Origin of the sequence: Rubripirellula reticaptiva (genome assembly GCF_007860175.1) — a bacterium.
In the GTDB taxonomy this organism is placed as follows: Bacteria; Planctomycetota; Planctomycetia; order Pirellulales; family Pirellulaceae; genus Rubripirellula; species Rubripirellula reticaptiva.
On the sequence record NZ_SJPX01000006.1, the window covers coordinates 572,390 to 597,369 of the forward strand.

The 24,980-nt window shown below is 54.9% G+C and carries 19 protein-coding genes; 6 read left to right on the forward strand and 13 right to left on the reverse strand.

The features are described from left to right. Positions 1-131 precede the first annotated feature (131 nt). From Poly59_RS27850 to Poly59_RS27875, 6 genes are all read right to left on the reverse strand, one after another. A complete protein-coding gene (locus tag Poly59_RS27850; RefSeq protein ID WP_146537339.1) occupies positions 132-1,568 on the reverse strand; it encodes an outer membrane protein assembly factor BamB family protein in 1,437 nt (478 codons plus the stop codon). 73 nt (positions 1,569-1,641) lie between these two features. Next, positions 1,642-1,929 carry a hypothetical protein gene (locus Poly59_RS27855; protein ID WP_146537340.1) on the reverse strand — a complete coding sequence of 96 codons (288 nt, stop codon included), beginning with the start codon at positions 1,927-1,929 and terminating at the stop codon, positions 1,642-1,644. Positions 1,930-1,969: 40 nt separating this feature from the next. Then, positions 1,970-2,668, reverse strand: a complete 699-nt coding sequence (locus Poly59_RS27860; RefSeq protein ID WP_246151988.1) for a 4Fe-4S dicluster domain-containing protein — start codon at positions 2,666-2,668, stop codon at positions 1,970-1,972. 35 nt (positions 2,669-2,703) lie between these two features. Beyond that, the gene (locus Poly59_RS27865; RefSeq protein WP_146537341.1) at positions 2,704-3,501 is read right to left on the reverse strand and encodes a multiheme c-type cytochrome; all 798 of its coding nucleotides are present in this window, start codon (positions 3,499-3,501) and stop codon (positions 2,704-2,706) included. Beyond that, complete coding sequence (locus Poly59_RS27870) at positions 3,498-5,915, reverse strand: molybdopterin-dependent oxidoreductase (protein WP_146537342.1); 2,418 nt, start codon at positions 5,913-5,915, stop codon at positions 3,498-3,500. Before Poly59_RS27870 ends, Poly59_RS27865 begins: the two co-directional genes overlap by 4 nt. Before the next feature lie 115 nt (positions 5,916-6,030). After that, on the reverse strand, positions 6,031-6,336 hold the full coding sequence (locus tag Poly59_RS27875; protein WP_146537343.1) for a chaperone NapD: 306 nt from the start codon (positions 6,334-6,336) through the stop codon (positions 6,031-6,033). Between the two features lie 97 nt (positions 6,337-6,433). Between Poly59_RS27875 and Poly59_RS27880 the strand changes: the two genes are divergently transcribed. The 3 genes from Poly59_RS27880 (at position 6,434) to dsrP (ending at position 9,517) form a co-directional block, all read left to right on the forward strand. Next, a complete protein-coding gene (locus tag Poly59_RS27880; RefSeq protein ID WP_146537344.1) occupies positions 6,434-7,162 on the forward strand; it encodes a hypothetical protein in 729 nt (242 codons plus the stop codon). A 95-nt stretch (positions 7,163-7,257) separates the two neighbouring features. Continuing rightward, the gene (locus Poly59_RS27885) at positions 7,258-8,187 is read left to right on the forward strand and encodes a 4Fe-4S dicluster domain-containing protein (protein WP_146537345.1); all 930 of its coding nucleotides are present in this window, start codon (positions 7,258-7,260) and stop codon (positions 8,185-8,187) included. Positions 8,188-8,266: 79 nt separating this feature from the next. Then, positions 8,267-9,517, forward strand: coding sequence for a sulfate reduction electron transfer complex DsrMKJOP subunit DsrP (gene dsrP / locus Poly59_RS27890; RefSeq protein WP_146537346.1), 1,251 nt, complete (start codon positions 8,267-8,269; stop codon positions 9,515-9,517). Between the two features lie 37 nt (positions 9,518-9,554). On the opposite strand, the gene Poly59_RS27895 is transcribed toward dsrP, so the two are convergent. Both Poly59_RS27895 and Poly59_RS27900 read right to left on the reverse strand, forming a co-directional pair. After that, complete coding sequence (locus Poly59_RS27895; RefSeq protein ID WP_146537347.1) at positions 9,555-10,928, reverse strand: sigma-54-dependent transcriptional regulator; 1,374 nt, start codon at positions 10,926-10,928, stop codon at positions 9,555-9,557. Continuing rightward, positions 10,925-12,295, reverse strand: a complete 1,371-nt coding sequence (locus tag Poly59_RS27900; protein ID WP_146537348.1) for a two-component system sensor histidine kinase NtrB — start codon at positions 12,293-12,295, stop codon at positions 10,925-10,927. Before Poly59_RS27900 ends, Poly59_RS27895 begins: the two co-directional genes overlap by 4 nt. Positions 12,296-12,795: 500 nt before the next feature. On the opposite strand from Poly59_RS27900, the gene Poly59_RS27905 reads away from it, so the two are divergent. The 3 genes from Poly59_RS27905 to Poly59_RS27915 all read left to right on the forward strand — a co-directional run bounded on the left by Poly59_RS27905 (position 12,796) and on the right by Poly59_RS27915 (position 18,808). Beyond that, positions 12,796-14,364, forward strand: a complete 1,569-nt coding sequence (locus tag Poly59_RS27905) for a circularly permuted type 2 ATP-grasp protein (RefSeq protein WP_146537349.1) — start codon at positions 12,796-12,798, stop codon at positions 14,362-14,364. A gap of 134 nt (positions 14,365-14,498) precedes the next feature. After that, positions 14,499-15,449, forward strand: coding sequence for an alpha-E domain-containing protein (locus Poly59_RS27910; protein ID WP_146537350.1), 951 nt, complete (start codon positions 14,499-14,501; stop codon positions 15,447-15,449). Next, positions 15,446-18,808, forward strand: a complete 3,363-nt coding sequence (locus tag Poly59_RS27915) for a transglutaminase family protein (protein ID WP_146537351.1) — start codon at positions 15,446-15,448, stop codon at positions 18,806-18,808. The genes Poly59_RS27910 and Poly59_RS27915 overlap by 4 nt, the downstream gene beginning before the upstream one ends. 263 nt (positions 18,809-19,071) lie before the next feature. Here Poly59_RS27915 and Poly59_RS27920 read toward each other — a convergent pair whose 3' ends face one another. From Poly59_RS27920 to Poly59_RS27940, 5 genes are all read right to left on the reverse strand, one after another. Beyond that, a complete protein-coding gene (locus tag Poly59_RS27920; protein ID WP_146537352.1) occupies positions 19,072-21,258 on the reverse strand; it encodes a right-handed parallel beta-helix repeat-containing protein in 2,187 nt (728 codons plus the stop codon). 4 nt (positions 21,259-21,262) lie between these two features. Then, positions 21,263-22,234: an alpha/beta hydrolase gene (locus Poly59_RS27925; RefSeq protein ID WP_186776566.1), complete on the reverse strand. Its 972-nt coding sequence runs from the start codon at positions 22,232-22,234 to the stop codon at positions 21,263-21,265. Between the two features lie 13 nt (positions 22,235-22,247). Continuing rightward, positions 22,248-24,062 carry an arylsulfatase gene (locus Poly59_RS27930; RefSeq protein WP_146537354.1) on the reverse strand — a complete coding sequence of 605 codons (1,815 nt, stop codon included), beginning with the start codon at positions 24,060-24,062 and terminating at the stop codon, positions 22,248-22,250. A 144-nt stretch (positions 24,063-24,206) separates the two neighbouring features. Beyond that, positions 24,207-24,545 (reverse strand): hypothetical protein, encoded by a 339-nt coding sequence (locus Poly59_RS27935; protein WP_146537355.1) that lies wholly within the window; start codon positions 24,543-24,545, stop codon positions 24,207-24,209. 166 nt (positions 24,546-24,711) lie between these two features. After that, positions 24,712-24,906: a hypothetical protein gene (locus Poly59_RS27940; protein ID WP_146537356.1), complete on the reverse strand. Its 195-nt coding sequence runs from the start codon at positions 24,904-24,906 to the stop codon at positions 24,712-24,714. Positions 24,907-24,980 lie beyond the last annotated feature (74 nt).

Here is a 24,980-nt window from a genome sequence, read left to right on the forward strand (position 1 = left end):
ACCTATATTTTTGCAAATCGATTTGGCCACTCCTCGAGGCTGTACGGAAGCCCCCGAAGATCATGGTGTCTGGCACCGAAAGCGAGTGGGCAGCACAAACGGCGGTCTCTCCAAACGAGTCGCGTCGATGACTATGGAAGTGCGCGTACGCAGTAAAGATGTTGCCCCGTTCGGACCAGCAAACTGTTGCCAGCTACCGCGACGGCGTAGGCGGTTGGATCGTCGTACGAGAACATCGTGTGCAAAGACGATTCAGGCATGTTGGCAAACACTTTCTCGGGGCCGGTCTTAGGCTTGGCCTGATCTGTTGGCACCATGTTGGCCTTGCGAGCCTTGGCGGCGGCTTCTTTCGCATCGATCATCTGACCACGATCCCAAAGTTGGTTGCGAGCGACTTGGTCGTACTCATCACCGGGCCGCAGCACGATTGTGAAACCGTTCTTTGCGACAAAATAGATGAGTTGTTCGCCGGTCGAATTTGTCACGCCAACGGCAGATGCCCAGCAGGGATTGCCGATACGCTTGGCAAACAGTTGCTTGCCGGTTTCGGCGCTGACACAGTACAGCACGCCGATCTTGTTGACGTAGTAGACGTATCCAGCGAACACCAACGGCGATGAATAGCACGAGTTCGCACGCTCGGCCCCCCAGCGCATCGTATAGCCGGGTTTTCCATCGTCCACGGTCAGCTCGATGCAGCAGTTCGACGCGGCGACCATATCTTCATCCGATTCGCCGCCGTACATTGTGGTCGATCCCACGTAGACCCGATCGCCCACGACCGTTGCCGACGGGATGTGATTTCCTTTGATGCCTTCGACTTGCCACAATCGTTCGCCGCTCTTTGCGTCATAAGCATCGACGGTGTCGGAGGAACTGACAATGACAAGGCTGCGACCTTGATGCTCGGTCACAATTGGCGACGACCAAGATGGCACTCGCTCGCCTCGATCAGTCTTCCAGCCGATCGTACCGTCGGTTTTGTCGATAGCGACGACGTAGGACGGCCCATGATGATCGATCACAACAAACACATGATCACTGTCTTGTGCTAGTGAACTTGCGACGCCGCGTTCGTTGTCAAACTCGCCATACCTTTTGGTCAGTGCGGTCGACCAACGGGTGCTGCCATCATGCTTCATCGCAGTCACATCACCACTGGCAAAGAACGAGTACACGCCGCTTTCGTCGACCACGCATGTTGGTGCCGCCCGACTGTTGCGAAAGTAATTCTCGACTTTGCTGGTCACGTTGACCGCTTGCGACCAACGTTTTTCTCCCGTCGTCAGATCATACGAATGGACTTCACAGTCCTCTTGAAAAGGGCCGTCACTTGATGTCACGTAGACCGCGTCGTCCCAAATCACAGGTGCCGACTGGCCGTAACCTGGGATATCCGAACGCCAGGCAATATTCTTGTCAGGTGTCCACTCGGTAGGCAGGTCAGCAGTCTCAGAAATCCCGCTGCCGTCACCACGAAACGCTTGCCAATGATCATTGGCAACTGTGCGGCCGAGCGAGGTTATCGCCGCAAATGCCAGGGCGATCGCGAAGCTGGTGCGTTGCATGCGGAGCCTTCGATATTAGGGATCAAGTCGTGGGATCAATGGGGCGATGCGTTTCGGAATCAGTGGTGTCACATCAACTGGGCAAACGATTGCGAATGATCTTGGTCGTGGGCGTTGCCGGCATGATCGTGTCACACCATGTTTCGCCTTCGAACAGGTATCGGACCTGAATTGCATCGGCCGTCCCGTCACTGAAGGCCGCCCGTGCTTGCCCAATCGTGACCGTCGTGTCACGTCCACTTGCTTTCAGCTGAACATGCTCGATGACTGCACCATCTCGCAGGTCATCAAACAACTGCAGCACTTGGTCGCTTCCCCACTCGGCTTGCAACAGTTCCGGAATCGGCTGGTCACTATTCATTAGGAATGCACTTCGTGAGGTCAATCAAACTTCATTCTGCTTAAACGCTGGGCCGAGAAAACGTCGGCATCAGCAAAATTGCGTTCTCGGGTGCCGGGCAGACGTAACGGCAAACACCGCATCCCGTACACGTGTCTTCATTAACCGTCGGTTTTCCTTCGGTGACATTGATCGCGTCCGCCACCGGACAGCGCTCACTGCATGCGGTGCAAGTCGTTCCGTGGTGAGCCAAACAGAGATGCTGGGTCACCATAGCAGTGCCCATGACTTTAGGAATCGAGTCGACTAGAACGCCGGGCTTACACGCCGTGATGCAGGGAAAGTCCTCGCACATCATGCATGCCGACGTGTCGGCTTCGATAATAGGCGTGCCGGCGATTGGCCTAAGTCGATCGCTAGCGTTGCGGATCGCATCGTAAGGGCACGCCGAAACACAATCGCCACATCGAGTGCAGCCGGCCAAAAACTGTGGCTCGGCGATCGCACCGGGAGGCCGAAAGACGGGGACAGATGGCGACGCTGGTTTACCGGCAAGGTTCGTCGGCGCCACTGCTTCGATCGATATCCCACCGATACTTTTGGTTGCTGCCATACCCGATGACGTCGCGGAATCTTGCGAATCGGCTTTGGGATATCGCGCGATCAACGGCCCAAGTTTCGGCACACTGATCAGCTTCCACAATCTGCCCTTCAGCAAATCTCGGCGATTGATCTTCGGTCGTTCGTTCTTGTCAGGCAAAAGGTGCGAGCTCGTTTCACTAAATCGATAAAAAGCTATCTTCCAACAATCTCGAGCGGTGGCAACATTGGGATCAAGTCTGCAGGTGTCGCTTGATCAAGCTTGGCTGATGGCGCATGGCACTGGGTACAGTTGGTTCGCCACGGGTGCGTCGACTCCATCCCAGCCCAACCGTTCGGGCCGCCGTGACAGGCCTCGCATTTCTCACGCATCCACTGCGAGTGGGGAATCGTCGGCGGCGCACCGGGAAACGCCCGTTTACCCGACGTGGGCGCCGGCAAGCCGACGAACGTCGAATCAACGCTCAAATCGGCGTCTTGAAATGGCACCGGCGGTGGCGGGGCATGACACTGGGTACAGTTTGCCAAGAACGTGTGCGACATCACACTCGCTTTCAATTCGCCCATCCTCATCCCGTTGGAATGGCAGGCATAGCATGCCGCGTCGGTCGTGTTTTGAACGGCGTGAGGAATGATTGGTGGCGCGCCGTTGAAGGCGCGGCGTGAAGCACGCATTTCGCTGGAAGATGCCTTGTCGGTCGCACTGAGTTTGATTTCGGCAAACAGATTGTACGGCGACGTTGGCAATTCCTTGGCGGCTGCTTGAAACGCGTCGGTCGGTCCCATCGCCGTACCCGCGATTTCTGCATATCGCAGTGCCGGTATCACCTTAACGGCTGCCGACAACGAAGTGGGGTGCTCGCCGAGACGGCCAATCCCTTCGCCGATCCCCGTGGCCTTTGGCACACCATCGGCCAGGCCGACAAAGTATCCGATCACGGCAATGCCGATCACTCCAGCGAAAAACAAGGTGGAAAGTCGGCTCCACGTCATGACTTCACCTCGCTGAGTTTGCGGATTCGGACAGCGCATTTTTTGTAGTCAGGCTGCTTCGAGAACGGATCGCAAGCGTCAAGAGTCACGTTATTGATCAGCTTGGTTTCATCGAAAAACGGAACGAAGACCGTGCCACGCGGTGGACGACCACGACCGTCGATCCAAACCGGCAACTCCGTCGTGCCACGCCGCGATTCAACAACCACGGTTTCGCCTTGCCGAATGTTCGCGGCATTCGCGTCTTCCAGATGCATTTCGACATACGCCGTCGGCATCGCCCGGTTCAGCGGCGCAACTCGGCGAGTCATCGTGCCGGTGTGCCAGTGCTCCAACACACGGCCAGTGCAAAGCCAGAATGGGTATTCCGAATCGGGCATTTCCGGTGGCGGTGTGTACTCGTGAAACCAAATCTGCGCGCGTCCGTCGTTGGACGACGAATGGTAAAAGTCAAATTCCTGGCCCTCGGCGACAAACGGATCGTCAAAACCCGAGAATCGAAACCTAGTTTCGCGCCATGAACCGTCTTCCTGTTCGACAACCGGCCATCGCAACCCGCGTGCCTTCACGTACTCTTCGTAAGGAGCCAAATTCTTGTGCTTCATCGTCGTGAAGCCGCGATACTCTTCGAACAAGTGCTTGTCGACGTTCGTGTCGTAGTAGTGTTCGAATTCCCAAACTGGAATTTCTTTACCTTCGTCATCTTTGACCGCAAAGATAAACTCGCCGTCCTTGTCCTTCATTCCTTCATGACCAAGTTCGAACAACTTGTGAGCGATCGCGATCGTCATCCAGCAATCGTCACGAGCTTCGCCCGGCGGATCAACCATCTTGAACCACTGCTGAGTCCTGCGTTCGCTGTTTCCGAACATTCCGTTCTTTTCGACCCACATTGCAGCAGGCAAAATCAAGTCGGCCAGTCGAGTCGTCGCGGTCGGGTAAACGTCCGACACAATCAAGAACTTGTTTTCCAATCCTTCTTTGTCATTGAACAATGCGTTCAAGTTTGGCAGCGTCTGGCCCGGATTAGTGACCTGGACGAGCATGACGTCGATGTCGCCACCGTCCTCGGTCGGCTTGGTGAACTGTTCGAACATTTTCACCGTGTGATAACCAGGAACTTCGTTGATGCTGCCCGGTTTCAGATTCCACAGCTCTTCACATTGCGATCGATGCTCGGGTTTGGCAACGACGCGTCCGCCCGGAAGCGCGTGTGCCAACGTGCCGACTTCACGAACGGTACCGCATGCCGATGGCTGGCCCGTCAAGCTGGTCGGTGCATCGCCGGGGCGACCAAAGTGACCGCTTAACAGGTGCACGCCGTGAACCAGCGAATTGATGGCCGTTCCCATCGTGTGCTGGTTCATCCCCATGCACCACAAACTCGTGATTCGGATGTCCCGATTCGCGAACAGGTCCGCCAACATACGAATCTTGTCAGCCGGAACACCCGAAAGTTCTTCGACATGTTCCGGCGTGTACTTCGCGATCCGCTTGCGGAACTCGTCCTCACTGATCGCCTCGCCCTGCAACGTCGGCGTGTCGGCCTCGGGACCGCGAAAGTTACAGTGCTTTTCCACAAAAGACTTGTCGTAGTTCTCATTCGCAATCAGCAAATGCATGATCCCCAACGAGATCGCCACGTCACCGTGCGGCTTCATTTCTAGGTATTCAGTTGCCGCGTCGGTCGTTCGCGTCCGCCGCGTGCCGATGTCGATCAGCGTGACCTTCTCGCCACGCGACCGTCGGTCGGTAACACGCGAGAATAGAATCGGGTGCATTTCGGCCGGGTTGTTTCCCCACGTTATCAGCACGTCACACTCGTCGAGGTCTTGATAACAACCCGCCGGTTCATCAACACCATAAGTCGCCAAGAACCCAGTCACGGCCGAAGCCATGCACAACCGCGCGTTAGGATCGATATGGTTGTTTCCAAGACCGCCTTTCATGAATTTCTGCGCCGCGTAGCCTTCGGGAATCGTCCATTGGCCTGAACCGTAGAACGCAAACCGCTCGGGCGCTTTCATGATTCGCTCGGCAATCGTCGTGATCGCTTCGTCCCAAGAAATCTCTCTCAGCTCGCCGTCTTTCCGCAGCAACGGTTTAGTCAACCGATCTTTGCCGTAAAGAATTCCGCCGACGTGATAGCCCTTCACGCACAGCAGTCCCTTGTTGACGTCTGCCGCCTTGTCTCCAGCGATCGCAACAACACGGCCAGATTCGACACCGACTTGAACATGACATCCGGTGCCACAGAAACGACACGGCGCCTTGTTCCAGGTGACGTCATCGCCGTCCGGCAATCCGCCATCGGCTGCCAACACGGGCAACGACAACCGCGTGTCACTTGCCACCATCGATCCCGCGGCAGCCATAGCAGCAGACTTTAAGAATCTTCGGCGTTTCGTATCCATTGTCGATCCCAGTTCGGTTGTAGCTGTTCGGTTATCGCTGTTCGTAATTAGCTGTTTGATTTTGTAGACAGAGCGATTGAGTTGTTCGCGCGTCAACACGCCACGTCGACGGACATCATTCGACCAGCTCGTGATCGTGTTTTTCGTCGACTTCGACTTCGACTTCGACTTCAACGCCTACTTCTCCTTCATCGTCAAATCCCACGAAGGCAACGTTGACATCGATCACACCTGGCAAGCCTTGAATCCACTGCCAGATTTCTTGATCTTGCTGTTTTGATTCCGTGTCCACAACGATCGCAATCCGGTGCGTGCTAACCTCACCGACATCGACCGACGGATGCGCGGCCAATATCGAAACCGCATCCACGATTGGCCCATTGCTCGTATCACAAGTAACGACAAGTCCGCTGATTGGCACTTCGTTTGTTCTTTCAAACAGGGGTGGCGTTTAATCTGCACTGTGTTGTATAGTATTGCCGTCGGCAGTCAAACCCCATTCAAGGCGATATCCGAGCATGAAGCGAACTGCAAGTCTTTTCTTCGCAGCGATGGTTTGCACAGTCGCATCGATGACGATCGTTTCCTTGACCACGTCTGTGACGAAATCGGACGCCAGCGACAATGCGGAACCAGACCAAACGGATTGGAAGCAGGGTGCATTGTTCCAGCCGGCTGGCAAAATGATTTCGTCGGTACAGAATCAAGGTTTCGCATCCGAAACCATCACGCCCACAAAATGTTTTGAAGTCGAGATTCGACGTCCAGGTGGCCCTCCACGTGTCGAGCTAGCAGGCGCCGATCCGCAAGGGCGCGCAGGTAGCGTTGCTTGTTCGACTTGTCACAGTGTTCGCAAACCAAACGTCGACAATCGCACCGCCGCGACTTTGGACGAGTTCCATCAAGGGCTCCAGTTCAATCATGGCACGATCGCCTGCTATTCATGCCACCATTCGCAGAATACTGATTCGCTGCGAATGGCCGATGGAACGCAAATTGATTTCGCAGACGTGATGACGCTGTGTTCGCAGTGTCATTCAAAACAAGCCGAATCGTTTGCCCATGGAGCTCACGGTGGGATGAACGGTTTTTGGGATTTGTCACGCGGTCCACAGACCAAAAACAACTGTATTGATTGCCACGATCCACACGCACCGGCATTTCCGAAAATGATCGTTGACTTCAAGCCTCGCGATCGTTTCAACGAACCGGTCGTCCACGACCACGGCGAGACGACGCATGAGTAAAACGCGATGAAGCGCGAGTCGCACAGGCTCGATCGCATGGACAACTTGATTTTGCGCACACTCATTCTTTTAACCACACGCACAAGACATTCGGCATGACCGCCAACAAGCCATCGCTTCCGATCGTCGAAAATTTCTCGCGTCGTGCTGCCGTCAAAGGTGGATTTGCGACCTTGGGTGCAGCATCATTCGTGGCGGCGATATCTCCGCTTCGTCATGCGGCCCAGAATTCGTCGGCTGGCGAATTCATGCAAAACCACTACACCGAACTGACGCCCGAACAGAAAAGCGACGTCCTGGCTCGGTTGGAATCGGAGGCGAAAGAAAACTACGGCGCGGATGTGACGATCGGCGATGACCGGCCGATTCCCGGCACGAAGTTTGTCTACGCAATCAACTTAAGTGTCTGTAACGGCAACGGTAAATGCGTCGAGGCCTGTCACAAAGAAAATAACCACGACCGCGCCACGAACCAGTCGTACATCCGTGTTCTAGAAATGCCGGTAGGCACGATGGACATGGAGCAGGGATCCACCACTTACACAGGCATCGTGCCAAAGGACGGCAAGTTCTATTTGCCGGTCCAGTGCCAACAGTGTGACGAGCCACCGTGCGTCGACGTTTGCCCGGTCAAGGCGACCTGGAAGGAAGAAGATGGCATCGTTGTGGTTGATTACAACTGGTGCATCGGTTGCCGTTACTGCGAGGCCGCGTGTCCCTATCACGCGCGACGATTCAACTGGAAAAAACCAGAAGTACCGGCCGAAGAAATCAACCCGGACCAGAGCTATCTGAGCAATCGGATTCGGCCCGTCGGTGTCGTCGAGAAATGCACGTACTGTTTACACCGCACTCGGCGTGGAAAGCTACCGGCATGCCTCGAAGCATGCCCGACCGGCGCTCGGGTCTTCGGCAACATATTGGACAAAGATTCCAACATCCGCTGGATCCTAGAAAACAAACGCGTCTACATCCTCAAAGAAGAACTCGGCACCAAACCTGCATTCTTTTACTACTTTGACTAGTTAACGATGTGCCGTTGGCGATCGCCAAATGGTCCACCCACTCGATATCCATTGCGAACGTCATCGGTCTAGGAATAACATGAGCAGCAGCACGGTCACGCCCACCGAATCCGATTCTCACATCACCAGCTATCCCCGATTCATTGGTCGTTCGTTGTGGTTGGCGACCGAAGGCTCATTTGCGTTTTATGCGTGGATGACCATGCTGACCGCACTGTTCTTGGTCGGCGCGAATGCCTGGGCCAACCAAGTCGCTGGCGGAATGATCAGCACTCACATGACCGACCACGTCAGTTGGGGACTGTACATCGCAAACTTCACTTTCATGGTCGGATTGGCAGCCGGGGGTGTGATGATGGTGATCCCGGCGTACTTGTATCACGACCGTAAAATGCATGACGTCGTGATCATCGGTGAACTGCTAGCGATCGCCGCGATTGTGATGTGCCTAATGTTTGTCGTCGCCGACCTGGGTCGTCCGGATCGGTTCTGGCACATGGTGCCGGGGATCGGAAAGTTCAACTTTCCAATTTCGATGCTGACCTGGGACGTGATCGTCCTAAACGGCTATCTGATCCTGAATCTACACATCTGCGGTTATCTACTGTACATGCGATTCTTAGGACGTCAGCCCAATCCGGTTTGGTACGTGCCGTTCGTGATGCTGTCGATCATCTGGGCAATCTCGATCCACACGGTGACCGCGTTTCTGTACTGTGGTCTGGGCGGGCGTCCGTTTTGGAACACCGCGCTGCTGGCGCCTCGGTTTCTTGCATCCGCGTTTGTATCGGGACCAGCATTCATCATCGTCACGATGGCGATGATGCGCGGATTGACCCAAGTGAAAGGCCTCGAGCGGCCGATCGCGACGCTGACGAAAATCATTCGAGTGACGATCCTGATCAATCTGTTGATGGTCGTCTCGGAATTGTTCACCGAGTTCTACACCGGGGGATCGCATGTCAGTGCGGCCAAGTATCTGTTTTTTGGGTTGCACGGAAAAACAGCGCTGGTGCCGTGGACTTGGACAGCGATTGGATTAAATATCACTGCCGCGTGCTTGTTCTTGTGGCCAGGACTATTGGGCCCCAAGTTTCGTTGGTTGCTAGTGTCAGCGTGTTTGATGGCATTTGTCGGAGCTTGGATCGAAAAAGGAATGGGCCTGATCGTTCCCGGATTCATCCCCAGCACGTTGCATGAAGTCGTCGAGTACGTGCCCAGCATGCTGGAATGGAAAGTCACGATTGGCATCTGGGCGTTCGGCTTGATGGTCTTTACGATCGCAATCAAGACCGCGCTTCCAACGCTGCGGCAGTCCGAGCCCAGCTAATCTATCCCAGCAAACGTTCGCACAGAGATTCGCCGCATTAGTGCAGCCCGTATCTGCCCATTTTGTAATGCAACGTGCGAATGCTGACCCCCAGTTGTTTAGCGGTTTTCTCGCGATGAAAGTTACATTCCGCTAGAGCTGCCGTGATCACGTCCTTCTCGCACTTCTCGACGGCTTCGGCCAACGTTTGGTTGGCAATCGTTGAAAAACTGCCCAGGGAAGTCAGTTCGGACGGCAAGTCGGACGCCGTGACCGTGTCACCGGTGTGAGTCACGACCAAGCGTTCGACAACGTTACGAAGTTGACGAACATTACCAGGCCATCGTGCGGACGCCATCACTTCCACGGCGTCGGTCGTCAATTGCTTTTGCGATCGACCGTGCCGATCGCAAAACAGTTTTAAAAAGTGTTCGACCAACAACGGGATGTCTTCGCGGCGACCACGAAGGCTAGGGACTTCGATGGGAATCACATTCAATCGATAAAACAGATCCTCGCGGAAAGTCCCGTCGTCGATCAACATCGAAACAGTGCGGTTGGTGGCCGATACGATCCGCGCGTCCGCGACTTGAACTTCTTCGCCGCCAACACGCGTGTAACGCTGCGATTCCAGGACTCGCAACAAGTCCACTTGGCTTTTGGGCGACATTTCCGTCACTTCGTCTAAAAACAAGGTTCCGCCAACCGCCTGTTCAAAACAACCAGGCTTTTGACGAGACGCGCCGCTGAACGATCCTTTCTCGTGACCGAAAAGTTCGCTTTCTAGCAACGTTTCCGACACAGCGCCCAAGTTCACGGCAATGAACGGGCCGCTACTGCGAGGCGACAGATCGTGCACCGCGCGGGCGATCAATTCCTTGCCAGTGCCGCTTTCACCTTGGATCATCACCGTCGCTTCGGTCGATGCGACTTGGCGAATCTGTTGGAAAACCGACTGCATTGCGGCGCTACTGCCGATGATTCCCGACACTTCGCCGGCGCTAGCCAGTTCGGTTCGAAGTCTCACGTTCTCGGTTCGCAAATTGTGGTGCGCGCGAGCCTTGGTGACTTGTTGCCGGACCAGGTTCAAGTCCAGTGGCTTGGCGATAAAGTCGAATGCGCCAGCCCGCATTGCGTCGACGGCCGTCTCGACGGTTCCATGTGCCGTGATCACGATAACAGTCGTCTGGGGACGCTTCTGCAGCATCTTCTGCACCAACTCGATCCCCGACATGTTGCAGTTCAATCGCACGTCTGCGATGACGAGGTGAAAGTTTGTCTTTGCAAACTTGTCGAGTGCTTCATCGGCATCGGCGGCGGTTTCGATCACATCGACCACTCGGGTCAGCCCTTTCGCCAACCCCGACCGAATGTTGGGCTCGTCGTCGACGACTAGCAACCGAAACGGCTCGTCATTCGTAGCTCCGCTCACAGAACTTCCTCCATCGGTAGAAACACGGTGAACTCGGTTCCGTCGGGACCGGTTCGCACGTCAATGCTGCCGCTGTGTTGTTGGATAATCTTGTCGCACAGGGCGAGGCCCATTCCGGTGCCGCCGCCGCGAGTGGTGAAGTAGGGATCAAAAATCTGCGAACGAATTTCTTGCGGGATTCCGTGTCCGGTATCAGACACTGCGATCCGCAACGAGTCGTCGCTACGATCAACTTTAAATTTCAATTCACCGCCATTGGGCATCGCCGCGATCGCGTTCAGGGCAAGATTCAGTATGACTTGTTCCAATCGGACCGAGTCACCTTGAACGATACCAAGCGACTTGGTGGGCAGATCCATGGCAATGGCGACGTTTTGCGATTCAGCTTGCGGACGCAGCAAGCGTACAAGCTTTTCAATCATCGCGGGCACGTCGACCTCGGTTCGGCCCAAATGAGTCGTCGAGGCATAATTTCGAAATCCGTCAAGCACATCGTTGATCCGCTTCATCTCCGATCGCAAGATCTCAAGCGTTTCGTTGACGTCCTTGTCTCGCTCGGGCCCCGCCGCACCTTCGCTTTGCCATTCGCAAAGCAATTGAATGTGCAGCGACATGGCGCTAAGCGGGTTCTTGATTTCATGCTGCAATCCAGCGGCCAACGCGCCCAATCCCATGTAACGCTCCATACGCCGCAGTTGGTCCTCCATCAGCGACTTTTGCGTCACATCTCGCACGTGTAACACGGTTCCGATTTCGCTGCCACTTTGATTTCGCAGCAACGTACAACCAGCTCGCAACGTTTTTGATTGCCCATTGCCTACGATGACATAATCGCGATCGCGAATTCGTTGATGATGCTCGCTAACTTCTGCCTGAATTTTCGCCAATAACTCGTGGCCACTGCCCAGATCAGTGAGCGGACGCCCCATTTCATCACCCGCCAAATTGACGAGTTCGCGTCCGCTGGGGTTGATGCTGGTTAGATTGCCGTCGCGATCGGTCGTGATGACGCCCGCATCCATACTGGCCAAAATATCTGCTGACAGCACCCGCACGTCGCGCAGCGAACGCTCGCTGTTCAAGTAGCCGCGCACCAACCATGTGAACGCGATCGCAGTGGCGACCAAGTTGACGACCAACAGAATGGTCAGACCAAGCTGCGACCGCAGATCGCCAGACAACTCTTGAGCGGCCGCCATGTCGCTCGGCGGCAGGTGCCGGATCAAATCGGCGACCAATTCTTGCTCACGCTTGACCGTCCATAAAATCCATGACGTGACCGACAACGCAATCAGGCTAAGGGTTGCCAAACCAACGGCAAACCAACGGACACTCGATCGATCTTGACTGGGGCTATCGGGAAACATGGCAAAAAATTTGGCAGATGGGCGAAGAGTGGTCAGTCTAACCTCCGCCGAGCTTGACGCGACGGTCCAGCCAAGCAGCGTGGTTGCCACTAGGATGCCGATCCTCGCAAATCCACCGATTGAAGCACATCGGCGGTGCGTACCGATTCATCGATCCAGTAAAAGACTCTGCGTGTTTTGTCGCTGATTGAAGAAACGCGAAATGATCGCTGTTATACAGTTCACGCTCACCGAATCAGCTCGTTCACCGTATCGCGAGTGCTACGTAGGGTGTCGATTTCCCCTTCACGCATCCCAGCGGGCTTGTACTTGCCTAAAAGTAATCAAATCGTCTCGGCCTCTAACAATTTGCCGGTATTACGATAAAATCCATCTGTCCAGAAGGCGGAACTGGATGCGATCTATCTACACCTTCAATGCGATTTAGCTGGTAAATTACCGGTCTTTCGTTGGATTCTTGTAGTCATTGCGGTCCATCTCTTCGTCTGTTAACGGTCTCTATGGTGCCCTCAAACTCACAGTCGCAATCGCAATCGCAGAACAGCGACCCAGTTGACGCGTCTCCCAACACAACAAGCGGCTCGACCCATGCACCCCAGCTGGCTGGGTATCAGTGCGATGGCTTCTTTGACGAAATGGTCGACCAGCAAACGACGGCCCGCCCCGACGCTGAATTACTAGTTGATCTGATCAACCGTATGCCGCCCGGCGAGCTGCTGCGGCGACAAAATGCGATCGAGCGATCGTTGTATCAAATGGGGATCACGTTCACGGTTTACAGCGACGAAGCCGGAACCGAAAAGATCATGCCCTTCGATGTCGTTCCGCGAACGATCTCGGCAATGCTTTGGCAGCACATTGACGCTGGCTTGAAACAGCGAATCAAAGCGCTCAACATGTTTTTGTCAGACGTCTACGGTGACCAAAACATTATCAATGACGGGATCATTCCTCGCGACATCGTTGAATCTGCGCCTTCGTTTTTGCCGGAGTGCATGGGGTTGAAGCCGCCTCGTGACGTATGGTGCCACATCACGGGTACCGATTTGGTGCGAGACAATTCCGGCGCGGTCTATGTGCTCGAGGACAACCTGCGTTGCCCATCGGGAGTTTCTTACGTGCTGCAGAACCGGCACGTCATGAAAAGAAACTTCCCACAAGTGTTTAGCGGATCTCGAGTTCGTCCGGTCAACGATTATCCTTCGCGTTTGTACAGCATGCTGCAAGCGATCGCGCCGGCGGGAGTCACCAATCCGACGATCGCTGTGCTGACACCCGGTGTTTACAACAGCGCCTATTACGAGCACTCGTACCTAGCCCAACAGATGGGCGTCGAGCTTGTCGAAGGTCGCGATTTGGTGGTCAAAAACAAACACGTCTACATGCTAACGACGGTTGGTTTGCAGAAGGTCGACGTGATCTATCGACGCGTCGACGACACGTTCATCGATCCCAAAACGTTCCGCAAAGATTCATGCTTGGGCGTCGCTGGCCTGATGGATGCGTACCGAGCCGGAAACGTTTCACTTGCCAACGCTCCCGGTACTGGCGTCGCGGACGACAAGGTTGTCTACGCCTACGTGCCGGCGATGATCAAGTACTACCTGGGCGAAGAAGCGATCCTGGCGAACGTTCCCACCTACATTTGCCAGCGTGATGAAGACCGCAAGTTCGTCCTCGCGAATTTGGACAAATTGGTCGTCAAAGCGGCAGGCGAATCGGGTGGCTACGGAATCCTGATCGGACCTCATGCGTCACCTGAGGAGCGGGCCGAGTTTGCTGAGAAGATTCGTCTCGATCCACGTAACTATATCGCTCAACCAACGCTTCAATTGTCACGCGTCCCGACGCTTGCCAACGGCATTCTGGAAGGCCGACATGTCGACTTGCGACCGTACATTCTGTGCAGCGGGCAGGACGACATCTGGGTGATGCCAGGTGGCTTGACCCGTGTTGCTCTGAAGAAAGGCTCGCTCGTCGTCAACTCTTCGCAAGGCGGAGGCAGCAAGGACACCTGGGTCACGGCCGAAGCAGGACAAGAAGTCGCCGTCGATTGGCAGAACGAATAGCGACGGGCATTTCGGCATTCAATGCCGATTCGGGACGGCTCGCTTTCCCGCCCGAGCGTTATCGCCGTTCCGATCTCCTCTGTGCATCCAATCACCCAATATCCGACACCCAAATATCCGACAACAAGTTTCTTATGTTAAGTCGCGTCGCCGAATCGATCTATTGGATGAGCCGCCAAATGGAACGGGCCGAAAACTTGGCTCGGTTCTTGGAAGTCACCTTGCACCTAACGCTCGACCAACCCGATTCGTTGGTCGATCCTTGGGGGCCGCTGGTGCAAATCACCGGCGACAACGAGTGGTTCCACGACAAGTATGGCACGCCGAATCAGCAAAGCGTCGTGAACTTCTTGGCGTTCGACACGGACTACCATTCGTCGATGTTGACATGTCTTCGTGCAGCACGCGAAAACGCAAAAAGCGTTCGCGAAACGCTGTCGAGCGAGGCGTTTGAACAGATCAACCAGTTCTATCACTTCGTCTGCGATTCGAGCGCATCGCAAATCACCGACCCTACCGCTGCATTCTTCGACAATGTCCGCGACTACTCGTTGTTGTGGTCAGGCATCCTGGATAGCACGATGTCGCACGATCAGTGCTGGCACTTTGCCAACGTCGGACGACTGCTCGAACGGGCCGATAAGACGACGCGAATTTTGGATGTGAAGTACTTCAATCTGTTGCCCAATGTTTCGGACGTCGGAACCGCGATCGATGATCTGCAGTGGTCCGCGCTGCTGTTGGCGATCAGCGGCTTCGAAGCTTATCGCCGCGAACACCACTTGATGAACATCGAAAAAGTGGTTTCGTTCTTTCTGTTTCACCAAACGTTCCCCCGATCAGCAAGATCCTGTGTGGCCGGCGCCCACTGGTCACTTGGCGAAATCGAAAAGTGTTCCAGCACCGAACTTCGCGGCGAAGCGATCCAACAAATCGAAGCACTCAAGCATCGATTGACCGAAAGCCAGGTCAAAGAAGTTCTGGCGGGCGGAATGCACCAGTTCATCGACTTGGTTCAGATCGAATTGAACCAGATCGGCGAGTCTCTTACATACGATTATTTCAACGTAGCTAGGCCTTCATGACCATTCGCGTCGCTCTGCATCACGAAACCCGTTATCAATACCCGCGTCCGATCACCGTTGGGCCGCAACTGGTGCGTTTGAAACCGGCCTATCACGGTCGAACTAGCATCGAAGCGTACGACATCCGTGTCTCGCCCGACGAGCACTTTTGCAATTGGCAACAGGACCCGTTTGCCAACCCGATCGCGCGATACGTGTTCGAAAAGCCAACCGATCACTTCTCGGTGACCGTCGATCTAGTCGCCGACATGACGGTGATCAATCCGTTCGATTTCTTTGTCGAAGACGCCGCCGATTGCTGGCCCTTTGAATACGATCCCGATCTGAAGCAGCAGTTGTTGCCGTACTTGGTCAAAGGACCAATGACGCCCAAGCTTGCTGAGTGGGTTGATGGGATGCCAAAAAAGACCGATCGCATCATCGACTATTTGGTAGAAGTCAACGGCCTTGCGCAGAAACGAGTCAAATACAACATTCGCCTTGAGCCGGGCATGCAGACGCCCGAAGAAACACTGACCAAGAACAGCGGTTCTTGTCGAGACTCGGCGTGGATGCTGGTCGAATCGTTCCGGCAAGCCGGACTAGCCGCTCGGTTCGTGTCGGGTTATCTGATTCAATTGACTGCTGATGAGCCACCGATTCCCGAAGCGGACGGCAGTGTGGCGCCCTCCGGTCCAGTCGAAGATTTCTGTGACTTGCACGCTTGGACCGAAGTCTTCTTGCCGGGCGCAGGCTGGGTCGGACTGGACCCCACCAGCGGTTTGTTCGCTGGCGAAGGACACATTCCGCTTGCGTGTACTCCGTCTTACACAGGCGCCGCGCCGATTTCGGGTGGCCACGAAGCTTGCGACGTCGAGTTCCACCACGAGATGAAGGTCACGCGAGTCTACGAGACGCCGCGAGTGACGAAGCCTTACTGTGATGAACAGTGGAACCGAATCATGTCGGTTGGCGACGATGTGGATGCGATGCTTGAAGAGGGCGACGTGCGTTTGACGGTCGGTGGTGAACCCACATTTGTGTCGATCGACAACATGGACGATCCCCAGTGGAACAGCGAAGCGGTGGGCGAAGAAAAACGCGTGCTCAGCAACGTGCTGTTGCTGCGCATGCGGGATCGCTTGGCTCCCGGGTCGATGCTGCACTACGGGCAAGGAAAGTGGTACCCCGGCGAACCGCTGCCACGTTGGGCGCTGACCTGCATCTGGCGAAAAGACGGCGAACCCATCTGGAAGAACCAGGACTACATCGCCGACGAAGGCACCGACTACGGTCACACGCCCGACGATGCCAAGAAATTTGTAAGTCACTTGGCAACCGAACTAAACATCAACGCCAAGATGTCGGTTCCGGTCTACGAAGACGTTTTTCATTACCTGTGGCGTGAAGACCGACTGCCCGTCGACATCGATCCAACCGATCCCAAGTTGGACGATCCGCACGAACGCGCGATGATGATGCGCACGTTCACCAACGGACTTAGCAAACCTGTCGGTTATGTCCTGCCAGTTCGCCGCGCATGGTGGCAAGCCAAAGCGGGTTGGATTAGCGGCCGGTTGCCCGTACGCAGCGACAAACTGTATTTGATTCCCGGTGAATCGCCGATCGGATTGCGTTTGCCTCTGGCCGCACTACCAGCGTCCTATTCCGCCAACGCTCCTTTCTATACGGCACCCGCCGACCCGTTTGCCCAGCGTAACCCGCTGCCCTCGATGCCTCGTGGAAACGAACCAGTGGTTCGGCAAACAGGTTCGGTCGATAACGCCAGCGATCCCGGTGGCGTGATCAACGAACAGGAACTCGACGAAGGCAAACCTGACGATCTGGAATCCGGCGAAGAAATCGTCGGAACGGCCATTTGCGTCGAATGTCGCTTTGGACGCTTGCACATCTTCATGCCGCCAACACAGCGTCTGGAGGACTATCTCGACCTCGTCGACGCGATCGAATCGACATGCGAAGCCCTGAAGGTGCCGGTCGTGTTAGAAGGCTATTTGCCGCCACCCGACGACCGCGTCGAATACTTCAAAGTGACGCCGGACCCAGGCGTAATCGAAGTCAACACACAGCCAACGGCGACGTGGAAAGACCTCGTCGACCAAACGGAATCCCTGTACCACGATGCTCGGATGAGTCGTTTGGGCGCCGAAAAGTTCGACCTGGACGGACGACACACCGGGACCGGCGGTGGCAGCCACGTGGTGCTTGGCGGTGCTTCGCCATCGGAAAGCCCGTTCATTCGTCGCCCCGACTTGTTGGCCAGTATCATCCGGTTCTGGCACAACCACCCGGCGCTGTCGTTCATGTTCAGCAGCCGATTCATTGGACCGACCAGCCAAGCACCACGGATGGACGAGTCACGCCGCGACGCGGTGTACGAGATGGAAATCGCGATGAAGCAATTGGACAAAATTGGTGCCTACCAACCGCCTTGGATGGTCGACCGATTGTTCCGCGATCTGCTGACGGACTTGACCGGCAATACGCACCGCGCTGAAATCTGTGTCGACAAACTCTATTCGCCCGACTCATCAACTGGACGATTGGGATTGGTCGAGTTTCGTGGCTTCGAGATGCCACCAAATTCGCGTATGAACCTGGCACAACAGCTGTTGATTCGAGCCGCAGTGGCCGTGTTTTGGAAGAAACCGTATCGCGAACCTTTGGCGAACTGGGGCACGTCGCTTTACGACCGCTACATGCTGCCGCATTTCATCTGGCAAGACCTATGCAAGCTGATCGGTGATCTTAATCGCGAAGGCGTCGAGTTGGAATCAAGCTGGTTTGCTCCGCACCACGAGTTTCGTTTCCAGAAACTCGGCGAGGTGTCGATGAAAGACGTCAAGCTGCAGCTTCGCAACGCGATCGAACCTTGGTACGTGATGGGCGAAGAACCTGCCGCAGGCGGTACAGCTCGCTATGTCGATTCGTCACTGGAACGTCTGGAGGTCCTGATCGACGGTTTCGATCCATCGAAGATGGCAGTGCTGTGCAACGGAGTTGCGATTCCAATGCACCCCACGGGAACACAGTCGCAAGCGGTCGCGGGTGTAAAGTATCGCGCCTGGCAACCACCGCGCTGCCTGCACCCAACCATCGGGATCCACACACCGCTGCAATTCGACGTCGTCGAACGATCCAGCGGAATGTCGATCGGCGGCTGCCGCTACCACGCGGTCCATCCTGGCGGACTGTCACACGCGGCATTCCCGATCAACGCCAACGAAGCCGAATCGCGACGCGCATCACGCTTCCAAGCCGGAACCATGACCGGCGGAGTGATCGAGATTCCCGAACCAACGATCCCCACCGGCTCAACCGAGTACGCCGTAACCCTCGACATGCGAACCGCGTTCTAGGTCACTATCGGAAAGACTGGAACCACAGGTCCTATAACAAATCCGTAGACTGCAAATCAGTTCACGCCGGGGAATCAACCACAACATTCTGTGGTTGAGCAGAGCAGGGCAATGACTCGATCGCCCTCTAATCTTTTCTTGATTAGTCTGTTTCAATCGCCGCCACTGTGGCTCGCGAGTGAACGAACAACTCCTGAGGGCTTTCCAAATCGAAGACTGAACTGAACACCGGTGCTGATTCTGCCTTCTAGACCAACCGCTAATCAATTGTCCTCATTGCCGATTAGGCCGATTTTGGATAGGTCGATGGGGAGGATGCCCATCTTTAGTGCCGGCGAGTTGGGTTTGAATCGGAAGTCTCCGTTTTCGGGGTCGACGAACAGTGGGTCGACTGACTGGCTGTTGGCGTCGACGCCGTCGGCTTGCTGCTTCTTTAGCATCTGGTTGCTCACGTCCGGATCTGTTGCACAGAAGTAGATGTTGTAGTCGGTATCAGCATCCATGGACCTCGCCAACTCGCGTCCTCGGCTATCCTCCGTTTTTCGCTTGTTTCCTGGAGCCAACTCATCGATGAACACCGAGTCCTTGTTGACCGAATAGAAAACATTTCGCTTGATCACAGCGTCCGACAGAGGACCTTCTCGTAGCGACATGTAGTAACCTCGCGGAGGCGCAAGCACGTCAACAACGATATTGTTCTCGGCACGATTGTTCAGTTTCAAAATGATCCCTTGCGCCATGCACTTGTAGATCAAGTTCTCAGCGATCAGCGTGTCTCGTTGACCTCCATCGGTTCGGATCGCCGCTTGCATCAGCATCGGCGTGACCAAGTGATGGATGTAGTTGCGACGGATGACATTCCCGGCACCAGCACCACGAATGTAGATTCCGTTGCCGTCGCCCATCGTTTCCATCACGTTGTGAATCTCGTTGTATTCGATCTGGTTTTCAGTCGAGTGGAGAAACGGTTTAACGTCTTCCGGCGATGGATTCTTGGGCAGTTCACCGACTTCGTGTTTCCGAATGGTTCGGCAAAGCTCGCGGCCATTTTTGGCGAAAAAATGGCTCATGAAACCAGACACGATCATTCCACAGTACGGCATGTGGTGGACCAGATTGTTCGCCACACGATTCTGGCCGCTCTGCCAGACCATGATGCCAGCCGAATGCAGGTAGATCAGTCCCATGTGATGAATGTGGTTGTTGACGACCAGATTGTTTCGATTCACATCCTTGGTTCCCGGACCGTAACCGCAAAGCAAAATGCCGGCGCCGCCCATGTGCTCGATGTGGTTGCCGGAGATCTTGTTGTTCTGGCCATGCAGATCCACGCGAATCGCTCCGCTTCCGCTGTGGGCAAAGTGACATTGTTGGATCACGCAGTTTTCCGCCCCACGCAGACGAACCAACGCGTTGGCCTTGTCGTGCATGTCCCAATCATGCTGCAGCCCGGCATCGTCAGCGGTCAACTGGTAACGCTCGCCATGCATGAACGTCAGACCACGAAAGCACAGATTGCGCGCTGGGGTGTCTTTCGGACCTTCCTTGTCGATTTGGCCCTCGATGCGAATCAGTTCGGTTAATTGAGGCGATACGACAGTGGATTCGTTACGAGGCCAGAGGTAGACCTTGCCTTCCTTTGTGTTGAGAACCCATTCACCCGGCTCGTCGAGTTCCTCCAACGCGTTCTCCACCCAACAAGATTCGACGGTCGGCAGAAAGTGCAGCTTGTTCATCGCGTACGTCGCATCGATCGACGTTTTCGCCATTTGCTTCTTTTCATCGACCGAAACCAACGGCAGCACATTCGAGATCCAGGCATGGTGCGGCCGGACGATAATCTCTACGTCTGCTACGTTTGGCCAATTCTTCAATCGACCTGCGGGAAAGTGAAGCTCGTTTCGACTGCCGCCACCGAGCGGGATAAACCCTTCGGATCGGGCGCGCGGAAGCAATCCTTCCGAATCGTAAAGCGTGAAGAACCGATCCGAGACATCGGCCATCCAAACGTTACCCTTTGCAGCATCAGGTAGTCCTGGCAACGCCGCGGTGACTTTCTTCCAGCCCGCGATCTCCTTGCCCGAGCTAAAAACTGGCGTCTCGCCAGGATACGCCGCGTAGGTGATCGTCGAGTCGCCCTGTGGCGAATCTTCCAGACCAAACACCACTGTTTCGCTGAGCCGGTAGGTTCCACCGCGAACGTGAACCAAGACGCTTTTCGATGGCGTCCCTAATTCTCGCACCGCGTCACGCGCCCGCTGCAAGGTTGCGAACGGCCCATTGCCGCCGCTTTGATCCGGATCCGGCAAGGTACCTGCCCAAGCATCGGAGCCTTGGGGGGACACATAAAAATCAGCTGCGTGCACGTCATCCACCGCTACAGCGATGCCAACACAGACTGTTATCAGCGCCAACAGGTAACCGTATCGTTCGTTTTTCAAGAATCTCATTGTGTCAGTCTCGTGTTTCCAAATGTGTGATTTGCCGCAATGCGTACTCGGCGGTGATACGTTGAATCTCTGCCAAACCGGGTTCCGGATCTCCACCGGCTTTCCGCCAATTATGGCCCGCGTTCTTCACGATAATCATTTCAACATCGGCACCGATTTGATCGGCTTTCTTCTTCAGGTGGATCGCATGCGGCAGCGGAATGGTCGCATCCGTATCACCTTGCAACATCAACAGCGGCGGGCTGTCTTTCTTGATCCAGTAGTACGGACTCATTTCCTCGAAAGCCTTCGAGTGCTCTTTGTAACCGCCTTGGTCGCCAGAAATCCGTTGACCGAATCGATCAGGATCCTTGTCCGACAGACCCGTTTTGAAAAGGTTGATATCCGTAAAATCAGATGGTCCATACCAAGAGATTCCTGCGACTGGTTGCACAGCGACATCGGCAAGACTCTGATCACCCGTGAATTCAACTGGCGAGGAGACCGTCAACATCTGCGCGAGTTGACCGCCTGCGGAATCGCCAAAAACGACGATTCGATTTGGATCGATGGAATACTGCGACGCGTTCTTTTTCAAATACCGCAATCCGTCCATGACGTCAGTTACGCAGTCTCGCATCAAGACACCGCTGCCTTTCTTGCACAGCCGGTATTGGACGGCGACGCAAACGAATCCGTTTTCCGCCAGCTGCTGAAAAACAGGCAACATCAGACTGCTACCAAAACCCGCCTTGCTACCTGCCGCCCATCCGCCACCGTGCACGTAATAGATTACGGGTGCTTCGTCGAATTTAGACGCGTTTGGCAGATAGATGTCCATCAGCAGTCGACGCGTACCAACTTGCTTGTACGCCACATCGCGAAAGGACTTTCCATTCCAATCGATTTCCGTTTTGCCTTTCTGTGCAAACGCTTCGTTGGCACAACAGCCGATGCCGGCCATCACGGCCAGCATCAAAATCATGGCAGGTTTCATGGGAGTGTTCTTTCTAGTTGTTGACCTGAGGTGGGACGCGTCCATACGACGGATCATAGACGGGAATGCCCATCCCTTGCGGAGTTTGCCAGTCGGCTTTGGGCTGATGCGTCACGTAGGCATAGTACGGCGTGGCCGTCAGGTCGGGACCGATGAAGACCGGTGCGAGCTTGGTGACTCCCTTTTTCAAAGTGACTTTAAACGTAACCTCTTTCGCACCTGTTGGGATGTCCTGGGTTTCGTCAACATCACCGATACGCAATCGCGCTTGCTTGTAATTGAACGCCTTGCCGTAGGTGCCATCGTTGATGCCTTTGTCGGCCTCCACAGGCCAGCGGCGAAGTGAAATCTCATAGTCGCCGTCGCGTTCGACTTCGATGGCCCAGAACGATTCTTCGGCGACATCGCCGTTTTGAATGTGCCCTTGGTTCCAGGGTGGAAGTTTGTCGATCAGCCAGTCGTGCGACGACAGCGAAACGATGGGCGAATGTTCCGATCCAATGACCATGTAACTGGTCAGGTCGTGTTCCGTTGAAACGTCATTCCAGAACTTATCGTATTCATCTCGCAAACGATCCAGTTCGGCAGGATGCTGTGCCGCCAAATCAGTCGCCTGCTTTGGATCGGCATTCAGGTCGTAAAGTTCTTCGCCGTTGACCAATCGCCAACGGTCATCCATCACAGCACTCTTTCGCCACTTGATAGGGTCCACGACACGCTGTGACTCGACCACTAGCGTACGCTCCGGCCAATCATTGCCATCGGTATGCAGCAAGCTGGCGATGCTGCGGCCATCGAAATCGATCGCTGGTGCCTCGAGATCACACAGTTCGATGAATGTTGGCAAAACATCAATGTGCGCCGTCAAACGGTCAATGGACTTCCCCGCTTCGATCTTTCCGCCCGGCCAACGAATGATGAACGGGACACGGTGGCCGCCATCGTATTCAGAATTTTTCATCCCCCGCATGCCACCATCGAACCCACGACCGTCTTTTAATCCGCCTGCGGTCCCATTGTCAGTCATGAACACCAAAATGGTGTTGTCGGCGATGCCTTCGTCATCAAGCATCTTGATCAGCTTGGCTATGTTGTCGTCAACATTGGTGATCATGCCATAGAATTCAGTGATCGAAACCTGCGGGTTTCCTTCATAGGGCTGCGTGTACTCTTCTGGGCAGTAGTACGGACTGTGTGGCGCGTTAGTCGAGATGTAGGCAAAAAACGGCTTGTCTTTGTTTGCCTTGATGAACTTCATGCCTTCGTTGAACCAAACGTCCGTACAGAAGCCTTCGAAACGTTGGTGTTTTCCATTAACGACGTACGTGTCGTCGAAATAATCGTTCCCCCAATAGTCCGGTGCTTGACCGACTCCGCCGGCCTTGTGATAGACACAGTGCTGGAATCCTCGGTCTTCCGGGCGATAGGGATAGCAGTCGCCGAGGTGCCATTTGCCGAACAGCCCAGTGGCGTAACCGTTGTCGCCAAAGACGTTAGCCATCGTCGTTTCACGGCGTCGCAACATGTTGCGTCCCTGAACGGTGTGCCATACGCCGACACGATCAGAGTATCGCCCGCTCATCAATGCCGATCGAGTCGGAGCGCAAGTCGGATCAACATGAAAGTTGGTAAGCAGCGTGCCCTGACTGCATAGTTTGTCGATCGTCGGAGTCTTGATGGCAGGGTTGCCCGTGAAAGCAACGTCGCCGTAGCCTTGGTCGTCGGTAATGACAACGATAACATTCGGTCGACTTGCTTCGTCTGAATAGACCGAGGGCAAGAAAGCCGCTGCGATGACCAAGGTTTGAATGAAGCGTACGAATTGCATAACAAGCTCTTGGGTAATACGGTCTCGAGATTTGTATCGACGTGCATGACGCTCGGTCGAACCGCCAAGGTCGATCAAGCAGCAACTCATCACTTCCAAAAGGTTTCACCAATGCGAATCCCTACCGGTTGCTAAGTTACGATTTCAACTGGATCGAAAACCGGCCACCAAGGTATCCGGTAACGATTTGCGAGGCGTGATCGTTAGAGCATTGGAAGAACGCGCCGATTTCATATTCTGGTCACTGCCCATCAGCTTGCAGCCAAAAATTTCGGTATCGAACGGTTCACCGGTCGCAAGCGACGTGGTCACGTTGTCTTTGGTAGGCGGAGACAGCACGCAGGCGAAGTTGCCGTGACTGACCCGATGGCCGTTTAAGCGAGTGCCGATTGACCGTTGTCGAACACCAAGCGAGAGATGTCCATGCAGGGGAGTCTTTCCGAGATTCGCGCATACCGCAATCTCGTCGCGATACTCATTCATCCACTCCTTGGTGTGCTCTATTCTGTGTTCGTCTCAGAGAGACGGACCGACATCATGTGCGGAAGGCCGTGAAGCCTCGGGGAATGCGGGGCTATCCGGCCGATTGCATGTCGTGGCTCACAAGATCGAAAAATCGCTGGCCACATCGCCAATCACTCGCCTGAAATCACTCGCCGTCTCCGGCCATTTCTTTCATCGCTTCGGCCTCCATTTCCTTCACACGAGCTTCGTAAGCTTCGAGATCACTTACCGGAATGCCTTCTGTCACGGATGTCGCTGATTCATTGCCTCCGCATCCCGTGGAGAGAATCATCGTCATCAAGGAAAAAAGCAAAACCAACGACAAGGAAGTAGTTTTCATAAGCCTTCGCGACCAACCATTACAAATTGAAAGAACAGAATCATACAGCGGTAAATCAGCGTCAAATGACGAGC